20 protein-coding genes are annotated in these 26,617 nt (G+C 40.8%); 11 read left to right on the top strand and 9 right to left on the bottom strand.

Annotated elements, in window-relative coordinates; translation table 11 throughout:
• Genes HMPREF3034_RS11685 through HMPREF3034_RS11670 form a run of 4 tightly spaced genes read left to right on the top strand, consistent with a single transcriptional unit; the run spans nucleotide 1 to nucleotide 3,212 of the window.
• Complete coding sequence (locus HMPREF3034_RS11685; RefSeq protein ID WP_062435704.1) at nucleotides 1-642, top strand: MBL fold metallo-hydrolase; 642 nt, start codon at nucleotides 1-3, stop codon at nucleotides 640-642.
• A 10-nt stretch (nucleotides 643-652) separates the two neighbouring features.
• The gene (ruvC, locus tag HMPREF3034_RS11680; protein WP_082721780.1) at nucleotides 653-1,228 is read left to right on the top strand and encodes a crossover junction endodeoxyribonuclease RuvC; all 576 of its coding nucleotides are present in this window, start codon (nucleotides 653-655) and stop codon (nucleotides 1,226-1,228) included.
• A gap of 8 nt (nucleotides 1,229-1,236) precedes the next feature.
• The gene (locus HMPREF3034_RS11675) at nucleotides 1,237-2,721 is read left to right on the top strand and encodes an ATP-binding cassette domain-containing protein (protein WP_062435701.1); all 1,485 of its coding nucleotides are present in this window, start codon (nucleotides 1,237-1,239) and stop codon (nucleotides 2,719-2,721) included.
• A gap of 11 nt (nucleotides 2,722-2,732) precedes the next feature.
• Entirely contained in the window at nucleotides 2,733-3,212 is a 480-nt protein-coding gene (locus HMPREF3034_RS11670) for a hypothetical protein (RefSeq protein WP_036896521.1), read from the top strand.
• Between the two features lie 12 nt (nucleotides 3,213-3,224).
• Here the strand turns inward: HMPREF3034_RS11670 and HMPREF3034_RS11665 are convergent, their stop codons facing one another.
• From HMPREF3034_RS11665 to HMPREF3034_RS11650, 4 genes are read right to left on the bottom strand one after another with little or no spacing between them, the layout of a single operon-like run.
• Nucleotides 3,225-4,382 carry a DUF6057 family protein gene (locus tag HMPREF3034_RS11665; protein WP_036896430.1) on the bottom strand — a complete coding sequence of 386 codons (1,158 nt, stop codon included), beginning with the start codon at nucleotides 4,380-4,382 and terminating at the stop codon, nucleotides 3,225-3,227.
• Nucleotides 4,383-4,385: 3 nt separating this feature from the next.
• On the bottom strand, nucleotides 4,386-6,443 hold the full coding sequence (locus HMPREF3034_RS11660; protein WP_062435698.1) for an alpha amylase C-terminal domain-containing protein: 2,058 nt from the start codon (nucleotides 6,441-6,443) through the stop codon (nucleotides 4,386-4,388).
• 23 nt (nucleotides 6,444-6,466) lie between these two features.
• A complete protein-coding gene (locus HMPREF3034_RS11655) occupies nucleotides 6,467-6,916 on the bottom strand; it encodes a NanQ anomerase/TabA/YiaL family protein (RefSeq protein WP_062435695.1) in 450 nt (149 codons plus the stop codon).
• A 6-nt stretch (nucleotides 6,917-6,922) separates the two neighbouring features.
• A complete protein-coding gene (locus tag HMPREF3034_RS11650) occupies nucleotides 6,923-8,035 on the bottom strand; it encodes an MORN repeat-containing protein (RefSeq protein ID WP_062435692.1) in 1,113 nt (370 codons plus the stop codon).
• Between the two features lie 142 nt (nucleotides 8,036-8,177).
• On the opposite strand from HMPREF3034_RS11650, the gene kdsB reads away from it, so the two are divergent.
• A complete protein-coding gene (gene kdsB, locus HMPREF3034_RS11645) occupies nucleotides 8,178-8,927 on the top strand; it encodes a 3-deoxy-manno-octulosonate cytidylyltransferase (RefSeq protein ID WP_062435688.1) in 750 nt (249 codons plus the stop codon).
• A gap of 215 nt (nucleotides 8,928-9,142) precedes the next feature.
• Here kdsB and HMPREF3034_RS11640 read toward each other — a convergent pair whose 3' ends face one another.
• Nucleotides 9,143-10,732 (bottom strand): NAD(P)/FAD-dependent oxidoreductase, encoded by a 1,590-nt coding sequence (locus tag HMPREF3034_RS11640; RefSeq protein ID WP_062435685.1) that lies wholly within the window; start codon nucleotides 10,730-10,732, stop codon nucleotides 9,143-9,145.
• A gap of 183 nt (nucleotides 10,733-10,915) precedes the next feature.
• On the opposite strand from HMPREF3034_RS11640, the gene thrA reads away from it, so the two are divergent.
• From thrA to thrC, 3 genes are read left to right on the top strand one after another with little or no spacing between them, the layout of a single operon-like run.
• Nucleotides 10,916-13,351, top strand: a complete 2,436-nt coding sequence (thrA, locus tag HMPREF3034_RS11635) for a bifunctional aspartate kinase/homoserine dehydrogenase I (protein ID WP_062435722.1) — start codon at nucleotides 10,916-10,918, stop codon at nucleotides 13,349-13,351.
• A 5-nt stretch (nucleotides 13,352-13,356) separates the two neighbouring features.
• Entirely contained in the window at nucleotides 13,357-14,598 is a 1,242-nt protein-coding gene (locus HMPREF3034_RS11630; protein ID WP_062435679.1) for a cofactor-independent phosphoglycerate mutase, read from the top strand.
• Between the two features lie 11 nt (nucleotides 14,599-14,609).
• Complete coding sequence (gene thrC, locus HMPREF3034_RS11625; protein WP_062435676.1) at nucleotides 14,610-15,917, top strand: threonine synthase; 1,308 nt, start codon at nucleotides 14,610-14,612, stop codon at nucleotides 15,915-15,917.
• 64 nt (nucleotides 15,918-15,981) lie between these two features.
• Here thrC and HMPREF3034_RS11620 read toward each other — a convergent pair whose 3' ends face one another.
• Nucleotides 15,982-17,010 carry a GNAT family N-acetyltransferase gene (locus HMPREF3034_RS11620; RefSeq protein WP_082721779.1) on the bottom strand — a complete coding sequence of 343 codons (1,029 nt, stop codon included), beginning with the start codon at nucleotides 17,008-17,010 and terminating at the stop codon, nucleotides 15,982-15,984.
• A 417-nt stretch (nucleotides 17,011-17,427) separates the two neighbouring features.
• On the opposite strand from HMPREF3034_RS11620, the gene HMPREF3034_RS11615 reads away from it, so the two are divergent.
• The 3 genes from HMPREF3034_RS11615 to HMPREF3034_RS11605 are packed head-to-tail and all read left to right on the top strand — an operon-like array spanning nucleotide 17,428 to nucleotide 22,031.
• Nucleotides 17,428-18,948, top strand: a complete 1,521-nt coding sequence (locus tag HMPREF3034_RS11615; RefSeq protein ID WP_036896448.1) for a DUF4301 family protein — start codon at nucleotides 17,428-17,430, stop codon at nucleotides 18,946-18,948.
• 16 nt (nucleotides 18,949-18,964) lie between these two features.
• Nucleotides 18,965-21,175, top strand: coding sequence for a RelA/SpoT family protein (locus HMPREF3034_RS11610; protein WP_062435670.1), 2,211 nt, complete (start codon nucleotides 18,965-18,967; stop codon nucleotides 21,173-21,175).
• A 1-nt stretch (nucleotide 21,176) separates the two neighbouring features.
• Nucleotides 21,177-22,031: an N-acetylmuramoyl-L-alanine amidase-like domain-containing protein gene (locus HMPREF3034_RS11605; protein WP_062435668.1), complete on the top strand. Its 855-nt coding sequence runs from the start codon at nucleotides 21,177-21,179 to the stop codon at nucleotides 22,029-22,031.
• Between the two features lie 2 nt (nucleotides 22,032-22,033).
• Here HMPREF3034_RS11605 and HMPREF3034_RS11600 read toward each other — a convergent pair whose 3' ends face one another.
• From HMPREF3034_RS11600 to HMPREF3034_RS11590, 3 genes are all read right to left on the bottom strand, one after another.
• Nucleotides 22,034-23,080 (bottom strand): DUF4421 domain-containing protein, encoded by a 1,047-nt coding sequence (locus HMPREF3034_RS11600; protein WP_052052761.1) that lies wholly within the window; start codon nucleotides 23,078-23,080, stop codon nucleotides 22,034-22,036.
• Nucleotides 23,081-23,123: 43 nt separating this feature from the next.
• The gene (locus tag HMPREF3034_RS11595) at nucleotides 23,124-24,107 is read right to left on the bottom strand and encodes a Gfo/Idh/MocA family protein (RefSeq protein ID WP_036896524.1); all 984 of its coding nucleotides are present in this window, start codon (nucleotides 24,105-24,107) and stop codon (nucleotides 23,124-23,126) included.
• A gap of 275 nt (nucleotides 24,108-24,382) precedes the next feature.
• On the bottom strand, nucleotides 24,383-26,524 hold the full coding sequence (locus tag HMPREF3034_RS11590) for a peptidylprolyl isomerase (RefSeq protein ID WP_062435665.1): 2,142 nt from the start codon (nucleotides 26,522-26,524) through the stop codon (nucleotides 24,383-24,385).
• Nucleotides 26,525-26,617: the final 93 nt, after the last annotated feature.

The raw sequence follows: 26,617 nt of genomic DNA, 5'->3' as shown, positions 1-26,617 counted from the left end.
ATGCTGAACATCAAGAAATTTGTATGCAATATGATTCAGGAGAATTGCTACGTTGTGAGCGATGAGACACGCCAATGTGTCATCATTGATTGCGGTGCATACTATCCTGAAGAGCGTCAAGCCATCGTACAATATATCAAAAATGAACAGCTCACTCCTGTCCATTTACTGGCCACACATGGCCACATTGATCATAACTTCGGCAACAATACCATTTATGACGAGTTTGGGTTGAAGGTTGAAGCGCACACCAACGAAGAGACAAATATGCAGCAACTAGACGCTCAGGTAAAGTCTTTTGTAGGTGTAACACTGGACTACACACTTCCACCTGTCGGGAAATATCTGCACGATGAGGATACAATAGCATTCGGTAACCACCGATTGACTATTATACCGACTCCCGGTCACACGGCTGGTGGGGTATTTTACTATTGCCAAAAAGAAAACTTGGCTTTTTCAGGAGACACGTTGTTCCGTCGCTCTATAGGGAGAACAGATCTTGGAGGCTCCATGTTCCAGATTATACAAAGCCTCCGTATGGTATGTCAGTTACCCGATGAGACTCGCATTTATCCCGGACACGGAGAGTCGACAACCATTGGAGAGGAACTAGCCGAGAATCCATATTTGGACAGATAAAGCTATAAAATTGAAACAGAGGGTTGAAAAAATAATACTGGGTATCGACCCCGGCACCAACATCATGGGATATGGAGTGCTGAAAACGAAAGCTAACAAGGCTTCATTGATTGCAATGGGTGTCATCGACTTGCGTAAGATAGGTGATATGTACTTGCGTCTAGGTACCATTTTTAAGAGAGTTACGGGCATCATAGACGAATATCTACCGGATGAAGTAGCCATAGAAGCACCATTTTTTGGTAAGAATGTACAATCAATGCTGAAACTTGGGCGTGCTCAAGGTGTAGCTATTTCAGCTGCAATCCTACGCGATGTGCCGATTCATGAGTATGCTCCACTGAAGATTAAAATGGCTATCACAGGACAAGGACAAGCCAGTAAGGAGCAAGTAGCAGGTATGTTACAGAAGATTTTACACATTCAAGAGCAAGACATGCCAAAGTTTATGGATGCCACCGATGCCTTAGGAGCTGCCTATTGTCATTTTTTGCAAATGGGAACACCCATAACCGACGCTACACACTATAATAGTTGGAAAGACTTTGCTAGAAAGAATCAACAGCGAGTTAGCAATAACGATTAAACTAGGATATGAATCATAAGATAATATCTATCCACCAAGGGATTGCCCGAATGCCGGAATGGCGTTTTACACAGCCCGTTGATTTCGAGATGTGTAAGGGAGAACAAATTGCCATCGTTGGTCCTAACGGTGGCGGGAAGTCGATGTTGGTAGATATTATCATTGGAAAACATCCACTCATTACCCACAGTCCTAAATATGATTTTACCCCTAGCAAGAAACAACTCGTTAGTGAAAACATCAAATACATCACATTTAGGGATTGCTATGGAGGAGATAATGACCGTACATATTTCCTTCAACAAAGATGGAATCAACAAGAAATAGATACAGAGACTCCTACGGTTGGCAGCAAACTAGAAGAGGCTTTCTTGCTATCCGGTGAAGATACACCTAAGCATAGAGCACTACAACAGCATATCTACGAATTGTTTGGGCTGGAGAATCTGCTAGATAAGTATATCATCTTACTGTCTAGCGGCGAGCTTAGAAAGTTTAAACTAGCCGGAATGCTATTCTCTAATCCTAGAATTCTGATATTGGATAATCCTTTCATAGGCTTGGATGCCGAAACAAGAGATAAGTTAAAGGTGCTTTTGAAAACGCTTGCAACAGAAGAAGGATTGCTGATTATCTTGGTTTTAAGTAAAACCGATGATATTCCAGACTTTATTACGCATGTCGTTGAAGTCAGCGATATGACGGTAAAACCTAAACGTCTCGCTGCTGACTTTATAAAACAGCAGGCCGAAGTACCTGCTCACATATTGGAAGAAAGCAAACGAAGCCTTATCTTAAATCTGCCTGCAAAAGATAAAGTCTACCATGCCAAAGAGATAGTAAGGATGAACCATGTCAAGATACAATATGGTGAACGTACAATTCTCAAGGATTTGGACTGGACAGTAAGGAATGGTGAGTGTTGGGCATTAAGTGGTCAAAACGGTTCGGGAAAGTCAACACTGCTTAGTTTGGTGTGTGCCGATAATCCACAGAGCTATGCTTGCGACATCACACTGTTTGATCAACCGCGTGGTAGTGGCGAAACTATATGGCAAATCAAGAAACATATTGGATATGTTTCACCTGAATTACATCGCGCTTATCAAAAAGATATGCCTGCCATTCGAATTGTTGCCAGCGGGTTAAAGGACTCTGTAGGCTTGTATAGCAAACCAAATCCAGAGGATTATGACGTTTGTCGATTTTGGATGCGTGTCTTTGGACTGAAAGGATTGGAAGATAAAAGTTTCTTAAAACTATCTAGCGGAGAACAAAGATTGGTTTTATTGGCACGTGCTTTCGTCAAAGATCCGGAATTACTCATCCTAGATGAGCCTCTACATGGTTTGGATTTAAGAAATCGAAGATTAGTAAAAGATATAATAGAAACATTCTGTAAACGCCCGAACAAGACGCTGATAATGGTTACACATTACAAAGAAGAACTTCCAGCATGTATCAACAACTATATATATTTGACGAAAAACTAACATTTGGAAATATGAAAAGAGTATTATTTGTTTTAGCCTTCATTGGCTTTACATTCACTTCGGTAAGCGCACAAAACGTTTACAGCGAAATCAAACGTTTGTCTGAGGCCGTAGCCAATGACCAAACAAAGGACATAGAAACACGAAAGATTGCCACTTTCAAGGTTGATGAACTGAACTATATGGCTGCCAAGAGTGCCGAGCTGATGCCGGATAGCAGCATGCGTATGCTTGATTATCAAGCTTATGCCATGTATGAATACGTGAATTTGTTCCTCGACAAACTCACCAAAGCAGAGAAGAAGACCGACAAAGACGAGGTAAAGGAAATCTTCAAAGTAGCTTCTATCAACAATAGTCGCTTCAATGACATGGACAAAGAATTGGTATTGGCCTATTATTCAAACCCAAACTACATAACACAGTTCAGTCTTGATACCGATTGGGTAAAAGCTTTGAGAGATGTAAAAGAATCTTTGGGGATTGAATAATCCCCATCCATCCTAGTTTGGAATACGGTTTCGGTAATAATACCAGAACCAATACGTGTCCCCATAAGAATCCCTTAGCATGCTATAGCGTTCTAAGGGATTCTTACTTTTATGTTGTAAGGACTCAAAATCTTGGAAGTCTGTATCAAGTATATCATTATGATAAGAGAGCAAAGGATTTTTTCGCAAATGATTATACAATACCAAAGCCTCTCTATAATGTTTAGGCAGATTCGTTAAAGAATCATGATGCTGTCTCAATGACTGTACGAACAAATCTAACTTACCATCAATCAGATAAGCACACAACCTATAATCATCAAGCTTCTTGTTCACCTTATGATGCTTACTCATATATTGGAAGTAGCGATAAGGGGGCATATATTGCTTAAACCAACCACCAAGAGACTTGTATAATCGGCTCTCTGGAAACATCATAAACTTGACACTACTACCATTAGGTAGCATAGACATAGTTCCACCAACCAAAGGATATTCGAATAACTTTTCTCCTAATTGATTCGTTTCGGACAATGCGGTGATACGAATAAGAGTGAGACTTGAATCAGAAGCATTCTCTCCCTTCCCTATTGTCAATGCCTTTTGATAGTCACCATCCAACAACGCCTGCTCAGCTTGCATTCGATAATGGAATACATCATCATGGTTTGCAAACAACCCAACTAGAAATATCATACAAGCCATCGTCAACAAGTTTATCCACATATCTTTTGAAAATAGTCCATGAGATGGTTTTAACGTATCAGGTAATTGTATTTGCAATACCAACCACACCAAACCTACATAGCAAACCACTAAAATGGGAATTGCATAAAGCCAACCACCCCAAGAAAGACCACCATCTATGTTTGGACTTATATCAGTAATGACTGTTAATATCAATAAAGATGGGAAATAAGTCAGTGCATGTACCTTTCCATCCAATCGTGTCCAAAAGTAGATTCCTAACTGTATCAGCCATAAAACGGTTGTAATCAAGGTAGCTCCAATCTCTCTATTATAGTGCGTTTGTCCCTTTGACAAGACATGTTGAGCTACAGCCAAGACATCGGCTTGGAAACTATAAAGGTATAAGAATGTAAAAACGAGAAAAACAATAGCGCATGCCATTCGAATAATGACAGTGCTATTGGTATAAGAAGATCTCATAAATCAATTTTTCTTTAGTACAAATGCAGTACGCGCAGGTAAATATAACTTCAACCATTCCTTATGTTCATTGACATACAATGGATCATAAGTAGTTAGATGTACGATAGAGTCATCATTCAATCCATTCCCTCCAAATTCCTTTGCGTCCGTATCTAACACCACATCATAGCCTCCTGTCGGCACCAAGAAACCATAATCTGTAAACGAATTGACCGGAGAGAAATTGAATACAAACAATAGATTGCCACGCATAAAGGCCAATACTTGGTCGCCATCATTGTGCCAAATCTCTTGAACATTCGTCAAATTGAATCGCTTCTCACTCTTGATAACTTTTAACATGGCTTTGTCAAAGTCACCCAAATAGTGATAATCCAATTCTAGATTATCCACAAGATTCCATTGTCTACGCGCATATTTATGGCTCCAACCATTTCCTTCTCGTGGGAAATCTATCCATTCAGGATGCCCAAACTCATTTCCCATAAAGTTAAGATAGCCACCATTGATGGCTCCGGCAGTCACAAGGCGTATCATTTTATGCAAGGCTATGCCACGGTGAACGGCTTCATTCTCATCCCCTTTCTTGAAATGCCAATACATATCAGCATCTATCAAACGAAAAATAATAGTCTTATCACCTACCAAAGCTTGGTCATGACTTTCGCAATAAGAAATAGTCTTCTCATCACTACGACGATTTCTCACTTCCCAGAAAATGGAGCTAGGCTTCCAATCCTCATCTTTCAGCTCCTTAATAGTCTTTATCCAGAAATCAGGAATATTCATAGCCATGCGGTAATCAAACCCATAACCACCATCTTCAAAGCGTGCTGCCAAGCCCGGCATGCCACTAACTTCCTCAGCTATCGTTATCGCGTGCTTGTTAACTTCATGTATTAACTTATTGGCTAAGGTCAGATAACATATCGCGTTATCGTCTTGTCGACCATTGAAATAATCACCATAGTTAGTAAAAGCCTCTCCTAGCCCGTGACTATAATACAACATGCTGGTCACACCATCAAAGCGGAAGCCATCGAAATGAAACTCTTCAAGCCAATACTTACAATTGGAAAGCAAGAAATGAACCACATTGTCCTTCCCATAATCAAAACATAAGCTGTCCCAAGCCGGATGCTCGTGACGGTCGCCCGGATAGAAATATTGATTCGGGTCGCCTGCTAAATTACCCAAACCCTCCTTTTCATTCTTCACAGCATGAGAATGTACCAAGTCCATAATGACTGCTACACCATGCGAATGAGCTTCATCTATTAATTCCTTCAATTCTTCCGGCGTACCAAACCGGGATGAAGAAGCAAAGAAAGAACTTACATGATAACCGAAACTTCCATAGTATGGATGCTCCTGTACGGCCATCATTTGTATACAGTTATACCCGTCTTTGATAACGCGTGGAAGCACTTGTTCCTTAAACTCACGATAAGTTCCCACCTTTTCTGCATCCAAACCCATTCCTACATGGCATTCATAGATGAGCAATGGGTCCTTATGTGGAGTGAATTTAGGCTTCTTCCAGATATACGCAAGTGCCGGATTCCACACCTGAGCAGAAAATATTTTCGTCCTTTCATCTTGTACAACGCGTGTTGCCCAAGCCGGAATACGCTCGCCTTCTCCCCCATCCCAGATGACGTACATCTTGAATAAGTCACCGTGTTTGACTGCTTTTGCACTCAATTTCAGTTCCCAATCCCCGGTCTCCGAGATACGGGTTGCACGATAACGGTCTGTTCGTTGCCAATCATTGAAGTCGCCTACCAAATAGATTTCTTTCGCATTGGGTGCCCATTCACGGAATACCCAACCTCTCGAAGTCTTATGTAAACCATAATACTGGTATCCATTAGCAAAATCACTCAGTGTCTTTTTACCTTGACTGGTCAATTGGTTAATTTTCCATAGCGCATGTTCATGCCGCCCCCTTATAGCATCTTCATAAGGTATCAAGTATGAATCATTCTTAACCAATCCTATGTGCGAAGGCGCAGTATTCGTCTTCTTCAATGCAGTTTCTTTTGCCTTCTTTACCATATCGTGTTTATTTTAATTTCCAGTTAGTACATAGCAACCTTGAAGATTGCCTTCTTTAATTCTGCAGACTCACATATCCCCGGTGCATGTCCGTCTTGTGGAAGACATATAACCATATTTCCGAGTTTACAAGTTAGGAATGTCTGACATGAGACTCCTTCCACTTTAGCGAAATCCTTCTGCACATCAAAATCCACACTTGGCAATTCCGCAACAGGAGTATAGCCATATTCTTCTTCCGAAGTCAGTGGTATTGCTATATCCATCATCTTATGGTGATATTCCAATACAGCATCTTCCCGCTGCTTACCTTTCACCAAATCTATATTCACATAGACATTCTCACCGTCTATAAGATGCCTGCCTACAGGCAAGTCAATTAAAGAATGCGTTTCTACAAATTTACAAACCAAAGCTATACGAGGATTGAGCACCGTATACATCTTTAGGTTTTCAAGTTTATCAATAATCATCTGATGCTAATTTTCAAATCGCCTTCCCAATTCATATCGCCCTTTCTTGACGATTTGACCATTCCGATCTTTCTCCACAAACTTACCATCACGCCGGCCATCTACATAACTTCCTTCAAAACGATTGCCGTCTTTATCTTCTTCCAAAGCAATACCATTGGGTACACCTTTCTTATATGTACCGCGGAACTTGCTTCCATTAGCATAGTGAATAATCACTTCTCCATTGAGTTCGCCATTCTTGAAAGTTCCTTCAAAGACGTCACCATTCTTCTTAGTCAACTTTCCTATACCGTTTTGCAAGTCATCTTTCCACAGTCCGGTATATATATCGCCATTCGACCATGCCAAAGTACCCTGCCCATCTTTGTTTCCTTCAAAGAAATGGCCGGTATATTTATCACCATTAGCGTATCTGAAAATTCCTTCACCAGTACGTTCGCCCTGCACATAGTCGCCTTCATACATGTCGCCATTTTGGAATTTATAGATTCCACGACCATTTTGTATGTCGTCTTTCCATTGTCCTATGTAAGCATCACCGTCTGCATACTTGTTTACTCCTTTCCCAGAACGCTGGTTATCTACCCACTGTCCATCGTAAGTAGTGCCATCTCCCCAATCAAAGATGCCCTTACCGCTCTTTTGGTCGTTCATCCATTGCCCATCGTAATAAGCCCCACTGGAATACGTATACTTTCCCTTCCCTTGACGTTTATTCTCTACCCAGTCACCGGCATACTTATCACCATTATAATAATACATCACTCCATGGCCTTGTTGCTTATCTCGAAACCACAGTCCTACATACTTATTATTGTTGAGGAAATAAAAGGTACCACGCCCATGACGCTGGTCTTGAAACCATTGACCATCATATTTTTTACCATCGGCATAGGTATAGATACCGGTACCTTGCCTTTTACCTTTCAGATATTCACCTTCATAGGTATCGCCATTGCCAAATACAGTACTTCCTTTACCTTGTGGCCGGCCTGAAACCATCTGCCCTTTATAGGTACCACCATCATGCGTGGTACATGAACCAAGCGTTATCTTCTGTGAAAAACCAGAAAGAGGGACAAGTAAGAGGAATAATGTTAATATCTTATTTTTCAATGTTTTTACAATTTAGTATACGCCAAAATTAAGAAATAATTGGATAACAACAAAATTAGTTAGTAAATTTTATTATTTTTGCATTGCATTCTCAGCCGTTAAATGTGCTGCAAGCCTAGTTATTAACTATCCAAAATTTGATATGAGATTTATAGGATTAATCCCCGCTCGTTACGGTTCCAGTCGATTTCCCGGAAAACCTTTGGCTCTATTGGGAGGAAAACCGGTCGTTCAACGTGTTTATGAACAAGCTAGCAAAGTGTTAGATGACGTATATGTAGCTACCGACGACCAACGCATTTACGAAGCCGTCGTATCTTTCGGAGGCAAAGCCGTCATGACCTCCACGGCACATAAGAGTGGTACCGATCGCATAGAAGAAGCTTACCAAACTATCAATCAGCCATTCGATGTGATTGTTAACATCCAAGGAGACGAGCCCTTTGTCAGCCAATCTCAACTCACGACCATTTGTCAAGCATTCGAAGATGACGACACACAGATAGCAACACTTGGCATATCCTTTAAAGATATGGCAAGTGTAGAGAATCCCAATTCACCTAAAATCGTTATCGATAATCAAGGATTCGCACTCTATTTCAGCCGTAGCATTATTCCGTTTGTTCGTGGCATCGAATCTAGCAAGTGGCTACAACACTATCCTTTCCTCAAACACATCGGACTCTACGCCTACCGCTCCAACGTTCTTACTGAGATAACAGCCCTTCCTCAATCATCATTAGAGAAGGTCGAATCATTGGAACAATTACGTTGGCTTCAAAATGGATACCGCATTAAAGTGGGAATTACGCACACTGAGACAATCGGAATAGACACTCCCGAAGACTTGGAAAAAGCAGAAACATTCCTCAAAACTAGGTTTAGGGAGTAGAAAACATAAGTTTCAAAATCTAGACTCAACGATTTTGAATCCTAACCCATAAACTCATAAACTAAAAAGCTCATGAACTCATCTTCCTGCACAGGCTTAGCAGCAATATTGAAAAGCCCGAACAGTAAAACTGCCAAGGCTCAACAGAAATGCTGTTGAGCCTTGGCAGCAGATGATTAAAAACCACATGAGGTCGTAATTACGGTAACATTGCCTTATAATTCATTCATATAAGCCGCACACATCTCGGCACATCGCTCCCCATCTATACCTGCCGACACGATTCCACCGGCATAACCGGCACCCTCACCACACGGGAATAAGCCACGAAGACGTACATGTTGCAAGGTTTCTCGGTCTCTCAAAATACACACCGGACTTGACGTGCGCGTCTCAGTAGCTATCAATACAGCCTCATTGGTTAAGAAGCCATGAGCATACTTACCAAATGTTTTGAAGCCTTCTTGCAAACGAGAACTAATCATATCGGGCAACCAAAAATGTAACGGACTACTGATGAGTCCCGGAGCATAACTGCTCTTGGGTAAATCATAACTCAATTTTTTGTTTACAAAGTCGGCCATACGCTGAGCCGGAGCCGTTTGACGCATGTTACCTTGCTGCCAACACATCTTTTCTAATCGCTTTTGAAAGTTCATTACCTTCAATACTTCCGGTACAGACGCATCCTTTTCCGAGTTCACAATATCTTCAGGATGCAATTCTACCACCATTCCACTATTACTCCAAGCTGTACCTCGATTACTCGGACTCATACCGTTGACCACTATTTGCTCCGGTCCTGTAGCCGCAGGGATAACAAATCCCCCCGGACACATACAGAAAGAATAGACTCCACGCCCCGCTACTTGCGTTACAAAAGAGTATTCTGCAGCAGGAAGATATTTACCTCGTCCCTGCTTATTGTGGTATTGTATTTGATCTATCAATTGCGATGGGTGCTCTAGTCTCACACCTACAGCTATTCCTTTAGCCTCCATCTCTACACGACTATCATACAGATAGTTATACACGTCACGAGCACTGTGTCCAGTAGCCAAAATAACGGGGCCTCGGAATTCCTTTTCTACTCCTGTCTGTAGCTCAACAGCCTCTACACCTACAACAGTATCACCATCGAAAAGAAGACGTTCCATCTTGGTTTCAAAATGTACTTTGCCTCCACTTTGAAGAATTTGATTCCTCATATTCTCTATGACGCGGGGCAATTTGTCCGTTCCGATATGCGGATGAGCATCGGCCAAAATACTCGTATTGGCACCGTGCTGACAAAAGACATTCAATATCTTGTCGACAGAACCACGCTTCTTGCTACGCGTATAGAGTTTTCCATCACTATATGCACCAGCTCCACCTTCGCCAAAACAGTAATTACTCTCGCCATCTATCTGATGGGTACGCGTGATTTGTGAAAGGTCTTTCTTGCGTTCTCTAACATCCTTCCCACGTTCCAAGACGATAGGACGGAATCCAAGTTCTATTAATCGAAGCGAAGCAAATAGCCCTCCGGGACCTTCTCCAACCACTATCACAGCCGGTTTGCCCGTCACATCGGGATATTCTGTATGAATGTAGCTATCATCCTGCGGCATTTCATTAATATATACGCGTATTTTAAGATTCACATAAATGGTACGCTGACGAGCATCTATACTCGTCTTTAAGATACGAATATGCTGAATGGTCCGTGCGTCCAGTCCTTTGTCTTGCGCAACAAACTGTTTTACACTCTCAACATTGTATGCTACTTGGGGTAAAACCCTTATTTGGTATTCTTGAATCATAGTTGCAAAGATAACATTTATCCCACAATAAAGACAACATTTTATAACTAAAGCACATCAATAAGATTCATTTTATTGTCAAAAACGTTGGTCATTGACATTTTTATCATTATTTTTGCCACTAAGTTTCGATACACCCTGCTTGTTTTAGGGATGTCGGAGCATTACATAAACATCTTTAAAATGAAAGTACTTAAATTTGGCGGGACATCTGTAGGTTCCGTAAAGAGCATTCTAAGCTTAAAACGTATCGTTGAGAACGAAGCCAAAAAGCAGCCTGTTATTGTCGTAGTGAGCGCACTAGGTGGCATCACCGACCAGTTATTAACAACCGCTCAACTCGCCCTAAAAGGCGATGAGACATGGAAAGACGAATTTGCCTCCATGGTAGACAGGCACCACAAGATGGTGGATACCATTATTACCAACCCCACAAAACGCGAGGCGCTCTTCACAACAATCGATTCCCTACTAGAGCAATTACGGTCTATTTATTTCGGAGTATATCTTATTCACGACCTCAGTGAAAAGACTCAAGATGCCATTGTGAGCTATGGCGAACGCCTAAGTTCAAACATTGTAGCCACTCTTATCAATGGTGCGAAATGGTTTGATAGCCGTAATTTTATCAAGACAGAATATATAAATGGCAGGCGGATGCTTGAGAGTGAACTTTCGGCCAAGCTTGTGAAGGAAGCATTTGCCGACCTTCCACGCATCAGTTTGGTACCGGGATTCATCAGTAGAGACGTGCATACGCGGCGCACAACGAACCTTGGACGTGGCGGAAGCGACTATACCGCATCCATTATTGCCGCCGCTCTAGATGCCGAAGTACTTGAGATATGGACAGATGTAGACGGTTTCATGACGGCAGACCCGCGTGTTATCAAGACCGCATATACCATCAACGAATTGAGTTATATCGAGGCTATGGAGCTTTGTAACTTCGGTGCAAAGGTCATCTATCCTCCTACAATCTATCCGGTATGCGTTAAAAATATACCAATAAGGGTGAAGAACACCTTCAACCCGGAAAATCCGGGCACCATTATCAAAAGTAAGATAGAGAATGATTGTAAACCTATCAAGGGTATTAGCTCTATCAAAGGAACTTCTTTGATTACTGTTACAGGCCTATCCATGGTTGGTATTATCGGTGTAAACCGCCGTATCTTCACAGCCTTGGCCAACAGAGGCATCAGTGTGTTCATGGTGAGTCAAGCTTCATCAGAGAATTCGACCTCAATAGGTGTACGCGACCAAGATGCAAACGAAGCCGTTGATGTATTAAACAAAGAATTTGCCAATGAGATAACAGATGGTGCAATGTTTCCAATGCACGTAGAGAAAGGATTAGCAACCATTGCAATCGTTGGTGAAAATATGAAACATACGCCCGGTATTGCCGGCAAACTGTTCGGAACATTAGGCCGTAGCGGTGTCAGTGTGATTGCTTGTGCCCAAGGAGCCAGCGAAACCAACATCTCGTTTGTTATAGATTCTGCTTCATTACGAAAGAGTTTAAATGTATTGCACGACTCTTTCTTCCTCTCTGAATATAAGGTATTGAACCTATTTATATGTGGTGTAGGCACTGTCGGAGGCAAACTGATTGAGCAAATCAAAAACCAATACGAAACATTAAAGGAAACCAACGGACTGAAATTGAACGTTGTCGGTATCGCAAGTTCCAAAAAAGCTATCTATAATCGCGAAGGATTAAACCTCAATCAGTATCAAGAGGAGCTTAAAGCAAGCGAAGCCAGTTCGCCGGAGAAACTGTATGAGACTATCACGGAGATGAATGTATTCAACAGCGTGTTTGTTGATTGCACGGCCAGTAAAGATATTGCAGCGCTATATCAGCGACTTCTGGAACATAATATCAGTGTCATTGCAGCTAACAAGATTGCTGCCTCAAGCGAATACGATAAGTATTTGAAGCTCAAGAAGACTGCATTGACCCGCGGAGTGAAGTTTAGATTCGAGACAAACGTGGGTGCCGGCCTTCCAATCATAGGTACTATCAACGATTTAAGAAACTCCGGAGACAAGATATTGAAGATAGAAGCTGTTCTAAGCGGGACTCTTAACTTTATCTTTAATGAAATAAGCAGCACCGTACCATTCTCAGAAACTGTACGAAGAGCAAAGGAACAAGGCTACTCGGAACCCGATCCACGCATTGATTTAAGCGGAACCGACGTGATACGCAAGCTCGTTATTCTTAGCCGTGAAGCCGGTTACAAGGTCGAACAAGAAGATGTAGAGAAACAATTGTTTGTCCCAGACTCGTTCTTCGAGAGCAATGTAGAGAATTTTTGGAAGAATCTGCCAACACTAGATTCCGACTTCGAAAAACGCAGATCGGCTTTGGAACAAGAAGGAAAACGCTGGAGATTTGTTGCAACCATGGACAGAGGAAAGACCAACGTGGCTCTACAAGTAGTCGATCACAACCATCCTTTCTACAATTTGGAAGGAAGTAACAATATTGTCTTATTGACAACAGAGCGCTATAAAGAATATCCTATGCAAATACAAGGTTATGGTGCGGGCGCAAGTGTTACCGCCGCCGGTGTATTTGCCAACATCATGTCAATTGCTAATATCTAAAATAGATGAAACATATCATTATTTTAGGCGATGGCATGGCTGACCATGTTGTCGCAAGATTGGGTAATAAGACCCTTCTTCAATATGCTGACACTCCCTACATGGACATGTTGGCTCGTAAAGGAAGAACCGGTCGACTGATGACCATCCCAGAAGGATTCCATCCGGGTAGCGAAGTGGCCAATACATCTATTCTCGGTTACGACCTTAATTTGGTATACGAAGGGCGTGGGCCATTGGAAGCTGCATCTATCGGATATGATATGGCACCCGAAGACATGGCTATTCGATGCAATATTGTGAGTTTGGAAGACGGACGAATCAAGAGCCATCATGGCGGACATCTGACCACCGAAGAGGGCGATGTGCTCATTCAATACCTGAATAAAGAACTAGGCAACGACAAAATTAAGTTCATTACTGGTATTCAGTATCGTCATTTATTAGTCATCAAGGGCGGAAACAAGCACTTGGAATGTGCACCACCACACGACCATCCCAATGAAGAATGGATGCCTTTACTCATCAAACCAGAAAAGAATTATAAAGATTCCGAAGAGGAAGATAGAAAAGATGGAAGAATGAGTGCGCAAGAAACAGCCGACCTACTCAACGACCTTATATTGAGAAGTCAGCAACTTTTAGCGCAACATCCATTCAATAAAGACAGAAAAGAGAAAGCAAATTCCATCTGGCCATGGAGTGGTGGCTACCGCCCGAACATGCAAACACTGATGCAACTATACCCCCAAATCAAGGCAGGAAGCTGTATATCGGCCGTAGACTTGATTCGTGGAATCGGGCACTACGCAGGTTTAGACATTATTAAGGTACCGGGTGCCACCGGATTAGCTGATACAAACTACGAAGGAAAAGCTCAAGCTGCCATTGAAGCACTTAAGAAACAAGACTTTGTCTTCTTGCATTTAGAGGCCAGCGATGAAGCCGGACACGACGGAGATCTTGAGTTAAAGCTCCGAACAATAGAAGAACTTGACCATAGAATAGTTGAGCCCATCTATCATGAAGTTAAGAATTGGGACACGCCTGTGTGTATTGCGGTGCTCCCAGACCATCCTACACCTGTAGAAATCAGAACTCATGTAAAAGAGGCCGTACCTTTCTTGATTTGGCACAAAGAGATTATTCCAGACAAAGTTCAACTATATGACGAAACAAGTTGTGTAGAAGGAGGTTACGGACTTATCTATCTAAACCAATTCATGGAAACATTCATGAAGCTCTAAAACAGAAAGCTATGAGATACTATAGTACTAACAAGCAGACGCCATGGGCAACTTTGCACGAAGCTGTAGTCAAAGGATTAGCTCCGGACAAGGGGCTTTATATGCCCGAAACCATTAAACGACTACCCCACTCTTTCTTCGATAACATTGAAAATCTTTCATTTCAGGAAATGTCATTCGAGGTTTCCAAAGCTTTCTTCGGTGAAGATGTAGAGGAAAATGCTCTCAAACAAATTGTCTTTGATACATTGAGCTTCGATACACCAGTTGTAAAAGTAGAAGAAAACATATATGCCCTCGAACTATTCCACGGTCCGACACTTGCTTTTAAAGATGTAGGTGCCAAATTTATGGCGCGTTTATTACAATATTTCATCAAACAAGAAAGCCATGACCAAGTCAATGTACTCGTAGCCACCAGTGGAGATACGGGTAGCGCCGTAGCCAATGGATTTCTTGGCGTCGACGGTATTCACGTATATGTATTATATCCTAAAGGAAAAGTTAGTAGCATCCAAGAGAGCCAGTTTACAACGCTAGGGCGGAATATTACAGCCATAGAAGTAGACGGGGTGTTCGATGATTGTCAAGCTTTGGTCAAACAAGCTTTCATGGATAACCAGTTGAACAACCACATGAAGCTTACTAGTGCCAACTCCATCAACGTTGCTAGATTTCTACCACAAGCATTCTACTATTTCAATGCCTACGCTCAACTCAAGCAACTCCACCAACTAGATGGAAAAGAGATCGTAGTTTGCGTTCCGAGCGGGAACTTCGGAAACACCACAGCAGGATTGTTTGCCCAGCACATGGGACTCCCTATCAAGAGATTCATCGCTGCTAATAACGCTAACGACATCTTCTATCAATACTTGCAGACTGGTATCTACTCGCCTAAACCAAGCAAACAGACAATTGCCAACGCCATGGATGTGGGCGCACCAAGCAACTTTGCAAGAATTATAGACTTATACAAAGGTGATTGGAATGCTATTAAAGCGGCAATATCCGGAGCAACTTACTCCGATACAGACATCAAACAAATCATGGCCGACTGCTATCGAACCAATCAATACGTGCTCGATCCACATGGTGCATGTGGCTATGAAGCACTGAAAATAAATCTACAAGCAAACGAAGTGGGAGTATTTCTGGAGACTGCTCACCCAGCCAAGTTCAAAGAACAAGTTGATAGCATCCTCAAAACTGATATTGAGATTCCTCAACCACTGGCTAAGTTTATGAAAGGACAAAAGCAAATTATCCCCATGAGCATCAGATTTGAAGATTTCAAAGAATTTCTGTTGCAACAATAAACAATAAAAGGCAAGTCTCCAATATTTTCCTTTGGTGACTTGCCTAAAAATGCTCTATCCCACTCTAGCCTCGTTTCTTCATTTCAAAATAGGCAGTGTGATACAACTCGCCTCCCATAGTTATTTTATAGCCTTCATCGCCTCGGCTCAAATCAAGATGACGTATTGATGTATGTTCCATACAATATTTAATGGTCTCATTAACTAGTTGATAACCCGGCGAATACCTTCCAAGTTTACCATCAATAGCCAACCATGGTATCACTACCCGTGTACCATCACGACTCACCATCCCCATCAATAAGGCAGCAATCTGTTCGTTATAATATAAAGTTGCTATGAAATTGTTACTACAGTTTCTAATACTTACGCAATCGTGCTTGGTGAACATCTTCATATACTTTTTGAGGCCTCTGTACTTACGGTATTTCTCCTGCTGCCTATCTGTATAAAAGAAATAGAACTTACTCCACTCTTTCAAGCAGAGAGGATGCCCACCTTCTACCATAAGCCGATACTCTAGTCCATCACTCTTCAACCTATTATATGAGGTGCGCAGATTTTGGCGTGCACTCTTACTCAAACCTTGGTAATAATCATCATAACTATCACTAAAGGGAATATTAACATAAGGGTAAAAAGTCACCTCTGTATCGGGGTATCGCTCTATATATCGCTGATAGACCTTAGATTGAACAGCAAAACGTGTCATCTTGATGATTCCAAACCGCTCCGTGAGTAGGTCGATGCATGCATCTATCTGTTCATCGGTTATGGTATCACGATAGATAAACTCTGCGACATCACATCCCTGTATTTCATTGAAGAGAGTTGGTAATTCACCTTGCTTTACTGAAACACTCAACGGGGCTATAAGCAGCGGTGTTTCATGATGGTAAATCACGACAAAAAGCGGATAACGCTTTTTACCAAAAATGCGCAATAAATGCTGTACCCAAATACACTTATTATAAAAATACGCCTGAAAAACACCCAGTGACTCATTATTATCATAAAGTTCTTTCCACACATGATGCAATTTCAATAGGTTGCTCGTCGTATATAAACTATAACATGATTTGGTATTTGCCATTTTCGTTAGTTGTATTTTGATTATTTACCCAATCCTATCCATTGATATATCCATTAGCAAGCTTTTATAGATAATAACCTTTCTTGTCGTAGTTCCATCCTCGTAACTGAAAAATATCATGAATAAGAGCGATAATTTGAGATGCAAAATTAATGAATATTCCTTTGATAACAAAATCAATATATTTCTTTATAAGAAACCCAACTTGTATATTAATGCTATCTAATAGGATTATCAACTTGTGAATTAAACAAATACAAGCGTAAAGGCATCATAAAGTTGGGAATTATAGATGCATTTCCTTTGTCAATAACTACAAAAATATTATCTTTGTGATGAACAGAATTGTGGAGGTTATCCATTATTCTTACATGCGATAAGCACAACCATAATTTCGTAATATAAAATCTTAACAATATGAATCTATCACCATCTGACCTAAAACAGATTTCCAATCACGGAATGACAAAAGAACAAGTAGAGCATCAGCTCAAAGAAATTGAAAGTGGTTTTCCATTTCTCCGATTAGAGCAAGCAGCTTCTACCAGTAGAGGAATTATTGCCCCTACACCCGAAGAACGCGATGCCTATATTAAGGCATGGAATACATATAAGGGAGAAGGACACACAATTGTAAAATTTGTACCGGCAAGTGGTGCAGCCAGCAGAATGTTTAAGAACATGTTTGCATTCTTGCAAGCTGATTACGATAAGCCAGAAACAGATTTCGAAAAGACTTATTTCGAGCATATACAGAACTTTGCTTTCTACGAGACACTCAACGATTGCTGCAAGAAGAATACCCATAAGGATATCCCGACACTGATAAAAAACAAACAATACAAGGATATCGTAGCTAACATGCTGAACGAGGAAGGGCTCAACTATGGTTCCCTACCCAAAGGTCTGCTGCTCTTCCATAACTACGAAGAGGGAGCACGCACTCCCATGGAAGAACATTTGGTGGAGGCGGCACTCTATGCCGATTCAAAAGGTGAGGCTAACATCCACTTCACTGTAAGCCATGACCACTTAGAACTCTTCAAACAAAGACTTGCCCAAAAACAAGCTTTTTATGAGAAGGAATTTAATATACATTACAATGTATCATTCTCTGAACAGAAACCTAATACAGATACCATTGCTACCAATCCCGATAATACGCCTTTTAGGAACGAAGATGGCAGCCTGCTCTTCCGTCCGGGTGGTCATGGTGCATTGATTGAGAACCTCAATGACATAGATGCTGACGTAACATTTATCAAGAATATCGACAATGTAGTTCCCGACCGGCTCAAAGAAGATACCATTGTCTACAAGCAACTCATTGCGGGTATTCTCGTCACTCTGCAAAAGCAAGCTTTCCACTATCTAAGAACGCTTGAGAGTGGACAATACAACCACGCTACACTAGAGGAAATCATCAGATTCGTACAACAAGATTTATGTTGCCGAAAGTCAGACATTAAGATGTTGGAAGATGCCGAATTGGTAATCTATCTCAAGAACAAGTTGAATCGCCCCATGCGAGTTTGTGGAGTGGTCAAGAATGTTGGAGAACCGGGCGGTGGTCCTTTCTTGGTCTACAACAGCGATGGCTCTGTCAGTCTACAAATACTGGAAAGCACCCAAATAGATACCAATAATACCGAATACAGCAAGATGTTTACCGAAGGTACCCACTTCAATCCTGTAGACTTGGTATGTGCAATAAAAGATTATCAAGGGAATCACTTCTATTTACCGGATTTTGTAGACAAGTCTACCGGTTTCATCAGCCACAAGAGCAAGAACGGTAAAGTTCTGAAAGCACTCGAACTTCCCGGTCTGTGGAATGGTGCTATGAGTGATTGGAATACCGTTTTCGTGGAAGTTCCACTCAGTACATTTAATCCCGTCAAAACTGTAAACGATTTACTACGGGAACAACACCAATAAAAGTAGCTACATCTTTATGAATAATAAGTTTGAATTCACTCCCCAAGAGAAAGCCGAAGCCCTGCAATTAAGGCGTCTATTACGTCAAAGCCTGACAGACTGCTTGATGGTAGACGACGAGAATAAAGTGAAACATTACCTCTACACGACCATGGCTTCCGATATTATTCAGAGAGATGTATTCGGACTGAACCCGATACTTGAAAGTCTCAGAACCGCCCAACTTGCGGCCTCTGAGATCGGTATCAAACGTGATGGTGTCTTAGCAATATTGCTATACACCAGTATATCGAATGATTCGGATACCTTAACCCGCATTGAGGAAGATTTCGGAGGCGGTGTTTTCCGCATCATTAGAGGCCTATGCCGTATCCATGAACTCTATGCCAAGAATCCTATCATAGAAAGTGAAAATTTCAGGAACTTGCTATTGTCATTCAGCGAAGACATGCGTGTCATTCTCATTATGATTGCCGACAGGGTCAACCTGATGAGACAAATTCGTGATACGAACGAGCTAGAGCATAAGCAAGAAGTAAGTGAAGAAGCAAATTACCTCTATGCCCCACTCGCCCACAAACTAGGACTCTACAAACTTAAAAGCGAACTAGAAGACCTCAGCCTGAAATATCTTGAGCATGATGCTTATTATCTAATTAAGGATAAGCTCAACGCAACTAAAAAAAGCAGAGACGCCTATATCCAGCGGTTCATCGAACCTACCGACGAGAAGTTGAAACAAGCCGGTTTGTCATTCCACATGAAGGGCCGTACAAAGAGTATACACTCCATTTGGCAAAAAATGAAGAAGCAGAAGTGTAACTTTGAAGGTATATATGACTTGTTCGCAATCAGAATCATCCTTGACTCTCCTCTAGAAAAAGAGAAAATGCAATGTTGGCAAGCTTATTCTATCATCACTGATATGTACCAACCCAACCCAAAGCGTTTGCGAGATTGGTTAAGCGTACCAAAGAGTAACGGATATGAAAGTTTGCATATTACTGTACTAGGACCGGAAAACAAATGGGTAGAAGTACAAATCCGTACAGAGCGAATGGATGAGATTGCTGAGCACGGACTAGCTGCCCACTGGCGCTACAAAGGGATTAAGAGCGAGGGAGGTATTGATGAGTGGCTCGCAAACATTAGAGCTGCACTCGAGAATAACGACGATTTGAAATTGATGGATCAATTCAAATTCGACTTATATGAGGACGAAGTATACGTCTTTACACCCAAAGGCGAGATTCTAAAATTTCCCAAAGGCTCTACCATACTCGACTTCGCTTACCATATCCATTCCGGTATTGGGAATACATGCGTGGGTGGACGCGTCAACGGGAAGGCTGTTTCGTTTCGAGAACAGTTACATTCGGGAGATTCCATTGAGATTATTACCCAAAATAATCAACGGCCAAAGAGAGATTGGCTCAATATTGTAAAAAGCAGCAGAGCCAAAGCGAAGATTAGACTTGCCCTAAAAGAGACGCAAGCCAAGGACGGTTTGTTTGCCAAAGAACTATTAGAGCGCAGATTTAAAAATCGGAAACTAGAGATTGAAGAGAGCATCATGGCTCATCTCATCAAGAAGTTGGGCTATAAGGAAAATTCAGACTTCTATAAAGATATTGCCGACGAGAAACTCGATACCAATAATATTATAGAGAAATATATAGAAGTCAGAGACCACGACTTGAATCTCAATGCTCCCAAAGCTGCTGAAAGTGCGGAGAATTACCAATACGATAATCCAGATGCGAGGATACTAAAGCAGAATGATGACGTATTGGTGATTGATAAGAACTTGAAAGGTCTTGACTACAAATTGGCAAAATGTTGCCATCCTATCTATGGAGATTCCGTCTTCGGTTTTGTAACAGTCAATGGAGGTATCACCATTCATCGCACAGACTGTCCCAATGCGCCTGAATTACGTAAACGATTCGGCTATCGAATTGTAAAGGCAAAATGGAGTGGGAAAGGTACAAATCAATATAGTATCACACTTCATATCGTGGGGAATGATGATATAGGTATCGTCAATAACATTACCAATATCATTTCGAAGGAGGATAAACTCTCCATGCGTTCCATCAATATAGATTCTCATGACGGCATCTTCAATGGCAATGTGGTCGTGATGCTTGAGAATATAGATATGCTTAATTCACTTATCAAGAAGCTCCAGACGATTCGCGGAGTAAAACAAGTAGTAAGACTTTAATATGTATAGGAAACTTTTATTCATTATCATCAGCCTAAATACAATCGTTGCTAAAGCGGCTGCCCAGCAAATACAATATACAAAATATGATAGCACGAAAGTGGTATCACTGTTGAAACAGGCTAAGACACGGAAAGCTAATACAAATTACGTATTGTTTTTTGCTAGACAATTAGTCAATATACCCTATGTAGCCAAGACTCTAGAAAATAATCAAAGCGAAAAATTGGTCATCAATCTGAGAGAATTGGATTGCACTACCTATGTAGAAAATGTACTTGCTTTAACTTTATGTGCAAAGAAAAAACAGATAACCTTTAAGGACTTCTGCCATTATCTGCAAACAATCAGATATGAACAAGGAAGTATTCACTACACAAACAGGCATCATTATTTTACGGAATGGATTATCAGTAATACCAAATTAGGACTGGTAAAAGATAGACAAACAACAAAAGCACCTTTCACTGGTATACAGAAAATAAATGTGAGCTACATGAGCGAGCACCCTCAATACTATCCTATGTTAGTGAAAAACCCGACATGGAAAACAGCTATAGCTCGCATGGAAAAAGATTTAAACGGATTGACATATCGCTATATACCCAAGAAGACAATTGCAAACACCTCCCTATTCAAAAACTCAATTAAAGATGGAGATATCATTGCAATCATCACCAACAAGCGCGGACTAGATACTTCGCATATTGGAATAGCCGTATGGCATCGAGATGGACTTCACATGCTGAATGCCTCACAAATCCGAAAAAAAGTAGTAGAAGAGCCAATGCTGCTGAGAACCTACATGAGCAAGCATCCTATACAAATCGGAATACGAGTTATAGAAATCAAATGAGACTATTTTCTACCAAAATTAAAGCCAACATAGATATTTAAATTCCCAAATGTAGTATTGGCATGGAATTGGCTTTTATGGTAATTATAGGTATGCAGAATGGCACTTGTCCCTGCATACCATTTCGTATTATTCCACACGATACCGAAACGACCGACACCATCTAGATTCATATTCTTGAAAGTAAAGTTACGAAAACTAAAGCTCTTGTGTGCTTCATCTCCCTTACTACTCTGATATCCTAAGGCTAAAGACAGCGAAGCAGCAAATAACCAGTTCTTGGCAAAAACCCAGTTATAAGCATAACCACCCATTACTGAAAAATCAGAATAATTAATTTTTGAGGCCAACAGACTCGTATCGGCCTTTATCGTTTCAACGACAGCACTATTCAGTCGTTCTTCTGCCAAATCGTATAGCTTACACCAATCCAAATCTAAGGAATGGTGTGTATACCCAATACCAACAAGGGGCGAACCGGTACTAATCTTTTGACAAGTGCTCTGACTAAAGGCTGCCGGATAAGAAAATCTTTTATGGTTGAAAATATAATACAGATTAAAACCTTTTACACTCGCTTTAAATCCATCAAAAGAAGCTTTATCCAAAGGAGATGTATCAATTCCACTGCCAACTTCCAACTCACTGATTCGATAATCATCACCTGTCTTGCGGTAGAACAAATCAATTCCTATCTGATTACTATACAAACTCAAATCGAACTCCTTACGATTATTACCATCCGACAAATGACTAAGGTCTATGGTATAGCCTAAAAACACCCACCGCCAACCGATATAAGGTCCTATCTTTATACTCGGTTTAGGAGACAATCGCATTGTAGTTCCTTGTCTAGAACGCAACCAATACATCTCATAAGTATTCGTATTCTGCAACATGACTGTAAAATTATAATGCTGCGGCTCTATATAATGGGTATCTACACGGCTAAATTCCTTGACAACCTCATATATCCGATTGAATGTACTGCGCTTCTCATGATGCACAGTATCAAGTTGTGCCCATAAAGAAAGGGCACCAACAAACATAAAAATCAAAAATAAGAAGAGTGATTTCTTCAACACTGTCTATCTAAAGTTTACCTAAAATTCTATCCATAACCCAATTGACAGGGGTAGCACTCACACTAGTACATGTACAAGCACCAATCCCTTGTAAGTCTTCTGTCACTGTCTTGATAATTGGTAACTGTACATAGTCTGGATTAGGAACTGTAATACTTGTCGTCCCTGCACTTGTAACAAGCATGATTGGATCATAGTTAAATACAGAAAACGATACCATGCCTTTGTCGCCAATAACTTCTATTCGGTCTTCTTTGGCACTTTGATGCCCAACAAAACACCAAGAACCACTTCCGGGTAGGCCATTTTCAAACAAAAAACAAGCACTGATAGTGTCTTCGGCTTGATACAAATGAGCACGATTGGCACAATACCCATGTGCCCGTGTAATCACTCCGAACAGTTCTTGTAACAAATCGAGCTGATGAGGAGCTAAATCATAGAAGTATCCACCACCAGCAATATCGGGTTGAAGACGCCAAGGAAGATTCTTAGCACTACTATAATCTAAATCCCTCGGAGGTACAGAAAATCTCACCTGAACATTTGTCACCTTGCCAATAGTTCCACTAGAGATAATATTCTTCACTTTTTGGAAATAAGGAAGATACCGTCTATAATACGCAACAAAACAAGGTACACCAGTCTGCTCACTTACCCGATTGATTCGAGCACAATCTTCATAGCTGGAAGCAAGTGGTTTTTCTACATATACGGGCTTTCCTGCCTTCATCGCCATAATAGCGAATGTGGCATGACTAGATGGTGGAGTGGCAATATAAATGGCATTGATATTGGAATCGTCTATCAACTCTTGGGCATCAGTATACCATTTTTTGATATGATGACGCTCTGCATAAGAACGGGCTTTCTCTTCACTTCTACTCATGACTGCTTCAACATGAGAGCCTTCAATCTCGTTGAAAGCCGGTCCAGACTTCTTCTCTGTGACCTCTCCACAGCCAATAAACCCCCAACTAATTAGTTTCATATCTTTAATTTCCTTCGATTTAATATCTAATAGTAAGATGGCATCTTCTAATACTATCAACCATTCTACAGGCTAATCAGTGCAAAGATAATGCAAATAAGATATAAATAAGAAATTCTAGAATGTTTATTGTTGCTAATGTATTGATTCCTTGTACTACTCTATAAACTTTCTACTAGATGCTACAAAATAAAGCTCCAACCTGTTTTAGGCCGGAGCTTATATCTAATCAAAGAGATGTTACTTAATATAACACTTTCAATTCTAGGCAATACTTAGAAGAACAAATAACGGTTATCAACAACCTTTGCCTTCATATAAAGTTCATTCATGAAATTCCCAGCATACTGAAGAGCTTTCTGACGAAGTTTTTGTTCCTCTGACTTATCATTGAACTTAGTAGAACCAGCCTGCTTGTTCATGACTTGGAACACATAAACACCGGCATTACCTTTCACTGGTTTAGCACTAAACTGTCCTTTCTTCGTAGCAGCAACAGCACCACTAAGAGCTGGCTCACTAGCACCTGTTGCTGGAATAAATACTGGTGCAGCAAATGTAACCTGATTTACAGGAGAAACAGTTGCACCCTTAGCCTTTGCAGCAGCCACAGTATTGGCACCTTGAAGTTTTGCCAATAACACTTCAGCCTTCTTATCTTTCAACACTTCAGCCTTGACGACTTCCTTTACCTGATTGTCTTCCAAAGTACGATAACCGATAGGATGAATCTTTGTAAGCACTACAACCAACAAGTGGTCGTTATCGCCACATTCATACATAGGAGAAACACTACCCTGTTTAGCCTCAAACAACCATTTCAAAGCCTCACGTGTACTATGTATATTAGCCAAATAATGCTGAGCAGTTGTAACATCATTAGCCTCTTGAACCTTAAATCCACTAGCTTGTGCATTCTTCAAGATAGCTTCGGCAGATTGATTTGCACTTACAAAAGAGCTGAACTTATTATAAGCTGCACTATAAGTCTCTCTAGAGAATTCTATACTCTTCTTGATAACAGCCGCAGTATACTTATTAATCATGCCCTTACGATCTACGACCTGAAGGATAATATTACCTTGAGTAATAGGAATATTAACGACTCCATTTACTGCCATGGTATTCAAGCTGTTGATAAATGTCTTCGTATCATTATCCATGGAAGGAGCATTCTGATACTGATTGGTGGTCATCCAAGTCTTCGCGCCAGTTTGGCCATACTTCTTAGCTAATGCCTCAAAATCAGCTCCACTCTTCAAAGCAGTATACACAGAATCAGCAGTCTTGCGAGCTACATCTACGGATGCGCCACTAATTTGAATCTGACGATACTGAATAGAATCAGGCAACTGCTGTTTTGCAACTAGTTTCACTATATTCATAGTATTGTCCTGATGGTTTACAGAAGGACCAAAAGTCTGACCTACAGCCATAGAATCCAAACGTTGCGCAATATCAGAGGGGAAAGCAGTCTTTGCTACAGGAATTCCAAGATAACTAATCAAAGAGGTACTCTTACGAACAACTTCCGCAGGATCAGCAGCGACAGCCAACTCACTAGCATAAGTAGCAAATTGCTTATTGATTGCAGACTTATCATTAGAAGAAGCTGTTACCTGATAATCAATAAACTTAATATCTCTACTTTCAACATACTGCTTAAAGCGAGGTTTCAATTCATCATACTTCGCTTTCAAATCTGCATCAGAAATCTTCACTTTATCGTCTGAAACACTGCTATAAGGCAATGAAGCCAATTGAATTTGATTTTCTTCTGTAGCATCCTTGAATGCCATCTTAGCTTCTACAGGATTAGACAAAAAGCTATGAGCCAATAGATTTTGGAACTTTTGTGCCAATGTTTGTTGACGCAAAGTCTTCTCTATAAAAGTCCAATACTTATAAATGGTTTCATATTGCTGTGCCATTTGAGGATTCGCTGTCTTCTGTGCCTTATACTCTGCAAGGAACTTTTGCAAAGCATTAGCATCAAAACGACCAGTTTGTTGATTAACAAAAGGAGTCTGCAATAACATTGGATTAGTTCCCTGTTTCAAAATATTCTGCATCTCCTTATCGGTAACTGTCAATCCAAGTTCCTTTGCTTCGTTTTCAACAAGCTTAGACTGGATATAAGTATTCCACACCATATCCTTCACTTGGTTCAACTGCTCATCGTTTAGGTTTTGAGTTCCCTGCTGCATTTTAATTACTTCAGTATACTCATCAACTAACTTTTGAAAATCCTGTACATTGATTTTCTCACCTAACACTTCACCGACTTGTTGACGTTGATTGTTTCGGTTTGTCTCACAAGAGCGAAACGCCTCTTCGGCAATGAAGGCAAAAAGACCTAGACCAATGATGATAATCAAGGTCACACCTTTGCTTCTAATTTTTCCTAATGCTGCCATTACTTTATTATGTTTATTTATTTTTATGTTTTTTCATCATACAAAGTGGCTACAAAAATAGCAATAAAAATATAAATAGAGTAACTTTTCTAC

It is taken from the genome of Prevotella sp. DNF00663 (assembly GCF_001553265.1).
GTDB lineage: Bacteria > Bacteroidota > Bacteroidia > Bacteroidales > Bacteroidaceae > Prevotella.
The sequence above is the reverse complement of the archived record's forward strand: the minus strand, read 5'-3'. Positions and strand labels throughout refer to the sequence as shown.

Excerpts from the sequence above, each read along its gene's own strand:
- HMPREF3034_RS11685 (WP_062435704.1), top strand. The coding sequence starts at position 1 with ATGCTGAACATCAAGAAATTTGTATGCAATATGATTCAGGAGAATTGC.
- HMPREF3034_RS11675 (WP_062435701.1), top strand. The coding sequence starts at position 1,237 with ATGAATCATAAGATAATATCTATCCACCAAGGGATTGCCCGAATGCCG.
- HMPREF3034_RS11670 (WP_036896521.1), top strand. The coding sequence starts at position 2,733 with ATGAAAAGAGTATTATTTGTTTTAGCCTTCATTGGCTTTACATTCACT.
- HMPREF3034_RS11665 (WP_036896430.1), bottom strand. The coding sequence starts at position 4,382 with ATGAGATCTTCTTATACCAATAGCACTGTCATTATTCGAATGGCATGC.
- HMPREF3034_RS11660 (WP_062435698.1), bottom strand. The coding sequence starts at position 6,443 with ATGGTAAAGAAGGCAAAAGAAACTGCATTGAAGAAGACGAATACTGCG.
- HMPREF3034_RS11655 (WP_062435695.1), bottom strand. The coding sequence starts at position 6,916 with ATGATTATTGATAAACTTGAAAACCTAAAGATGTATACGGTGCTCAAT.
- kdsB (WP_062435688.1), top strand. The coding sequence starts at position 8,178 with ATGAGATTTATAGGATTAATCCCCGCTCGTTACGGTTCCAGTCGATTT.
- HMPREF3034_RS11640 (WP_062435685.1), bottom strand. The coding sequence starts at position 10,732 with ATGATTCAAGAATACCAAATAAGGGTTTTACCCCAAGTAGCATACAAT.
- thrA (WP_062435722.1), top strand. The coding sequence starts at position 10,916 with ATGAAAGTACTTAAATTTGGCGGGACATCTGTAGGTTCCGTAAAGAGC.
- HMPREF3034_RS11630 (WP_062435679.1), top strand. The coding sequence starts at position 13,357 with ATGAAACATATCATTATTTTAGGCGATGGCATGGCTGACCATGTTGTC.
- thrC (WP_062435676.1), top strand. The coding sequence starts at position 14,610 with ATGAGATACTATAGTACTAACAAGCAGACGCCATGGGCAACTTTGCAC.
- HMPREF3034_RS11620 (WP_082721779.1), bottom strand. The coding sequence starts at position 17,010 with ATGGCAAATACCAAATCATGTTATAGTTTATATACGACGAGCAACCTA.
- HMPREF3034_RS11615 (WP_036896448.1), top strand. The coding sequence starts at position 17,428 with ATGAATCTATCACCATCTGACCTAAAACAGATTTCCAATCACGGAATG.
- HMPREF3034_RS11610 (WP_062435670.1), top strand. The coding sequence starts at position 18,965 with ATGAATAATAAGTTTGAATTCACTCCCCAAGAGAAAGCCGAAGCCCTG.
- HMPREF3034_RS11605 (WP_062435668.1), top strand. The coding sequence starts at position 21,177 with ATGTATAGGAAACTTTTATTCATTATCATCAGCCTAAATACAATCGTT.
- HMPREF3034_RS11600 (WP_052052761.1), bottom strand. The coding sequence starts at position 23,080 with ATGTTTGTTGGTGCCCTTTCTTTATGGGCACAACTTGATACTGTGCAT.
- HMPREF3034_RS11595 (WP_036896524.1), bottom strand. The coding sequence starts at position 24,107 with ATGAAACTAATTAGTTGGGGGTTTATTGGCTGTGGAGAGGTCACAGAG.
- HMPREF3034_RS11590 (WP_062435665.1), bottom strand. The coding sequence starts at position 26,524 with ATGGCAGCATTAGGAAAAATTAGAAGCAAAGGTGTGACCTTGATTATC.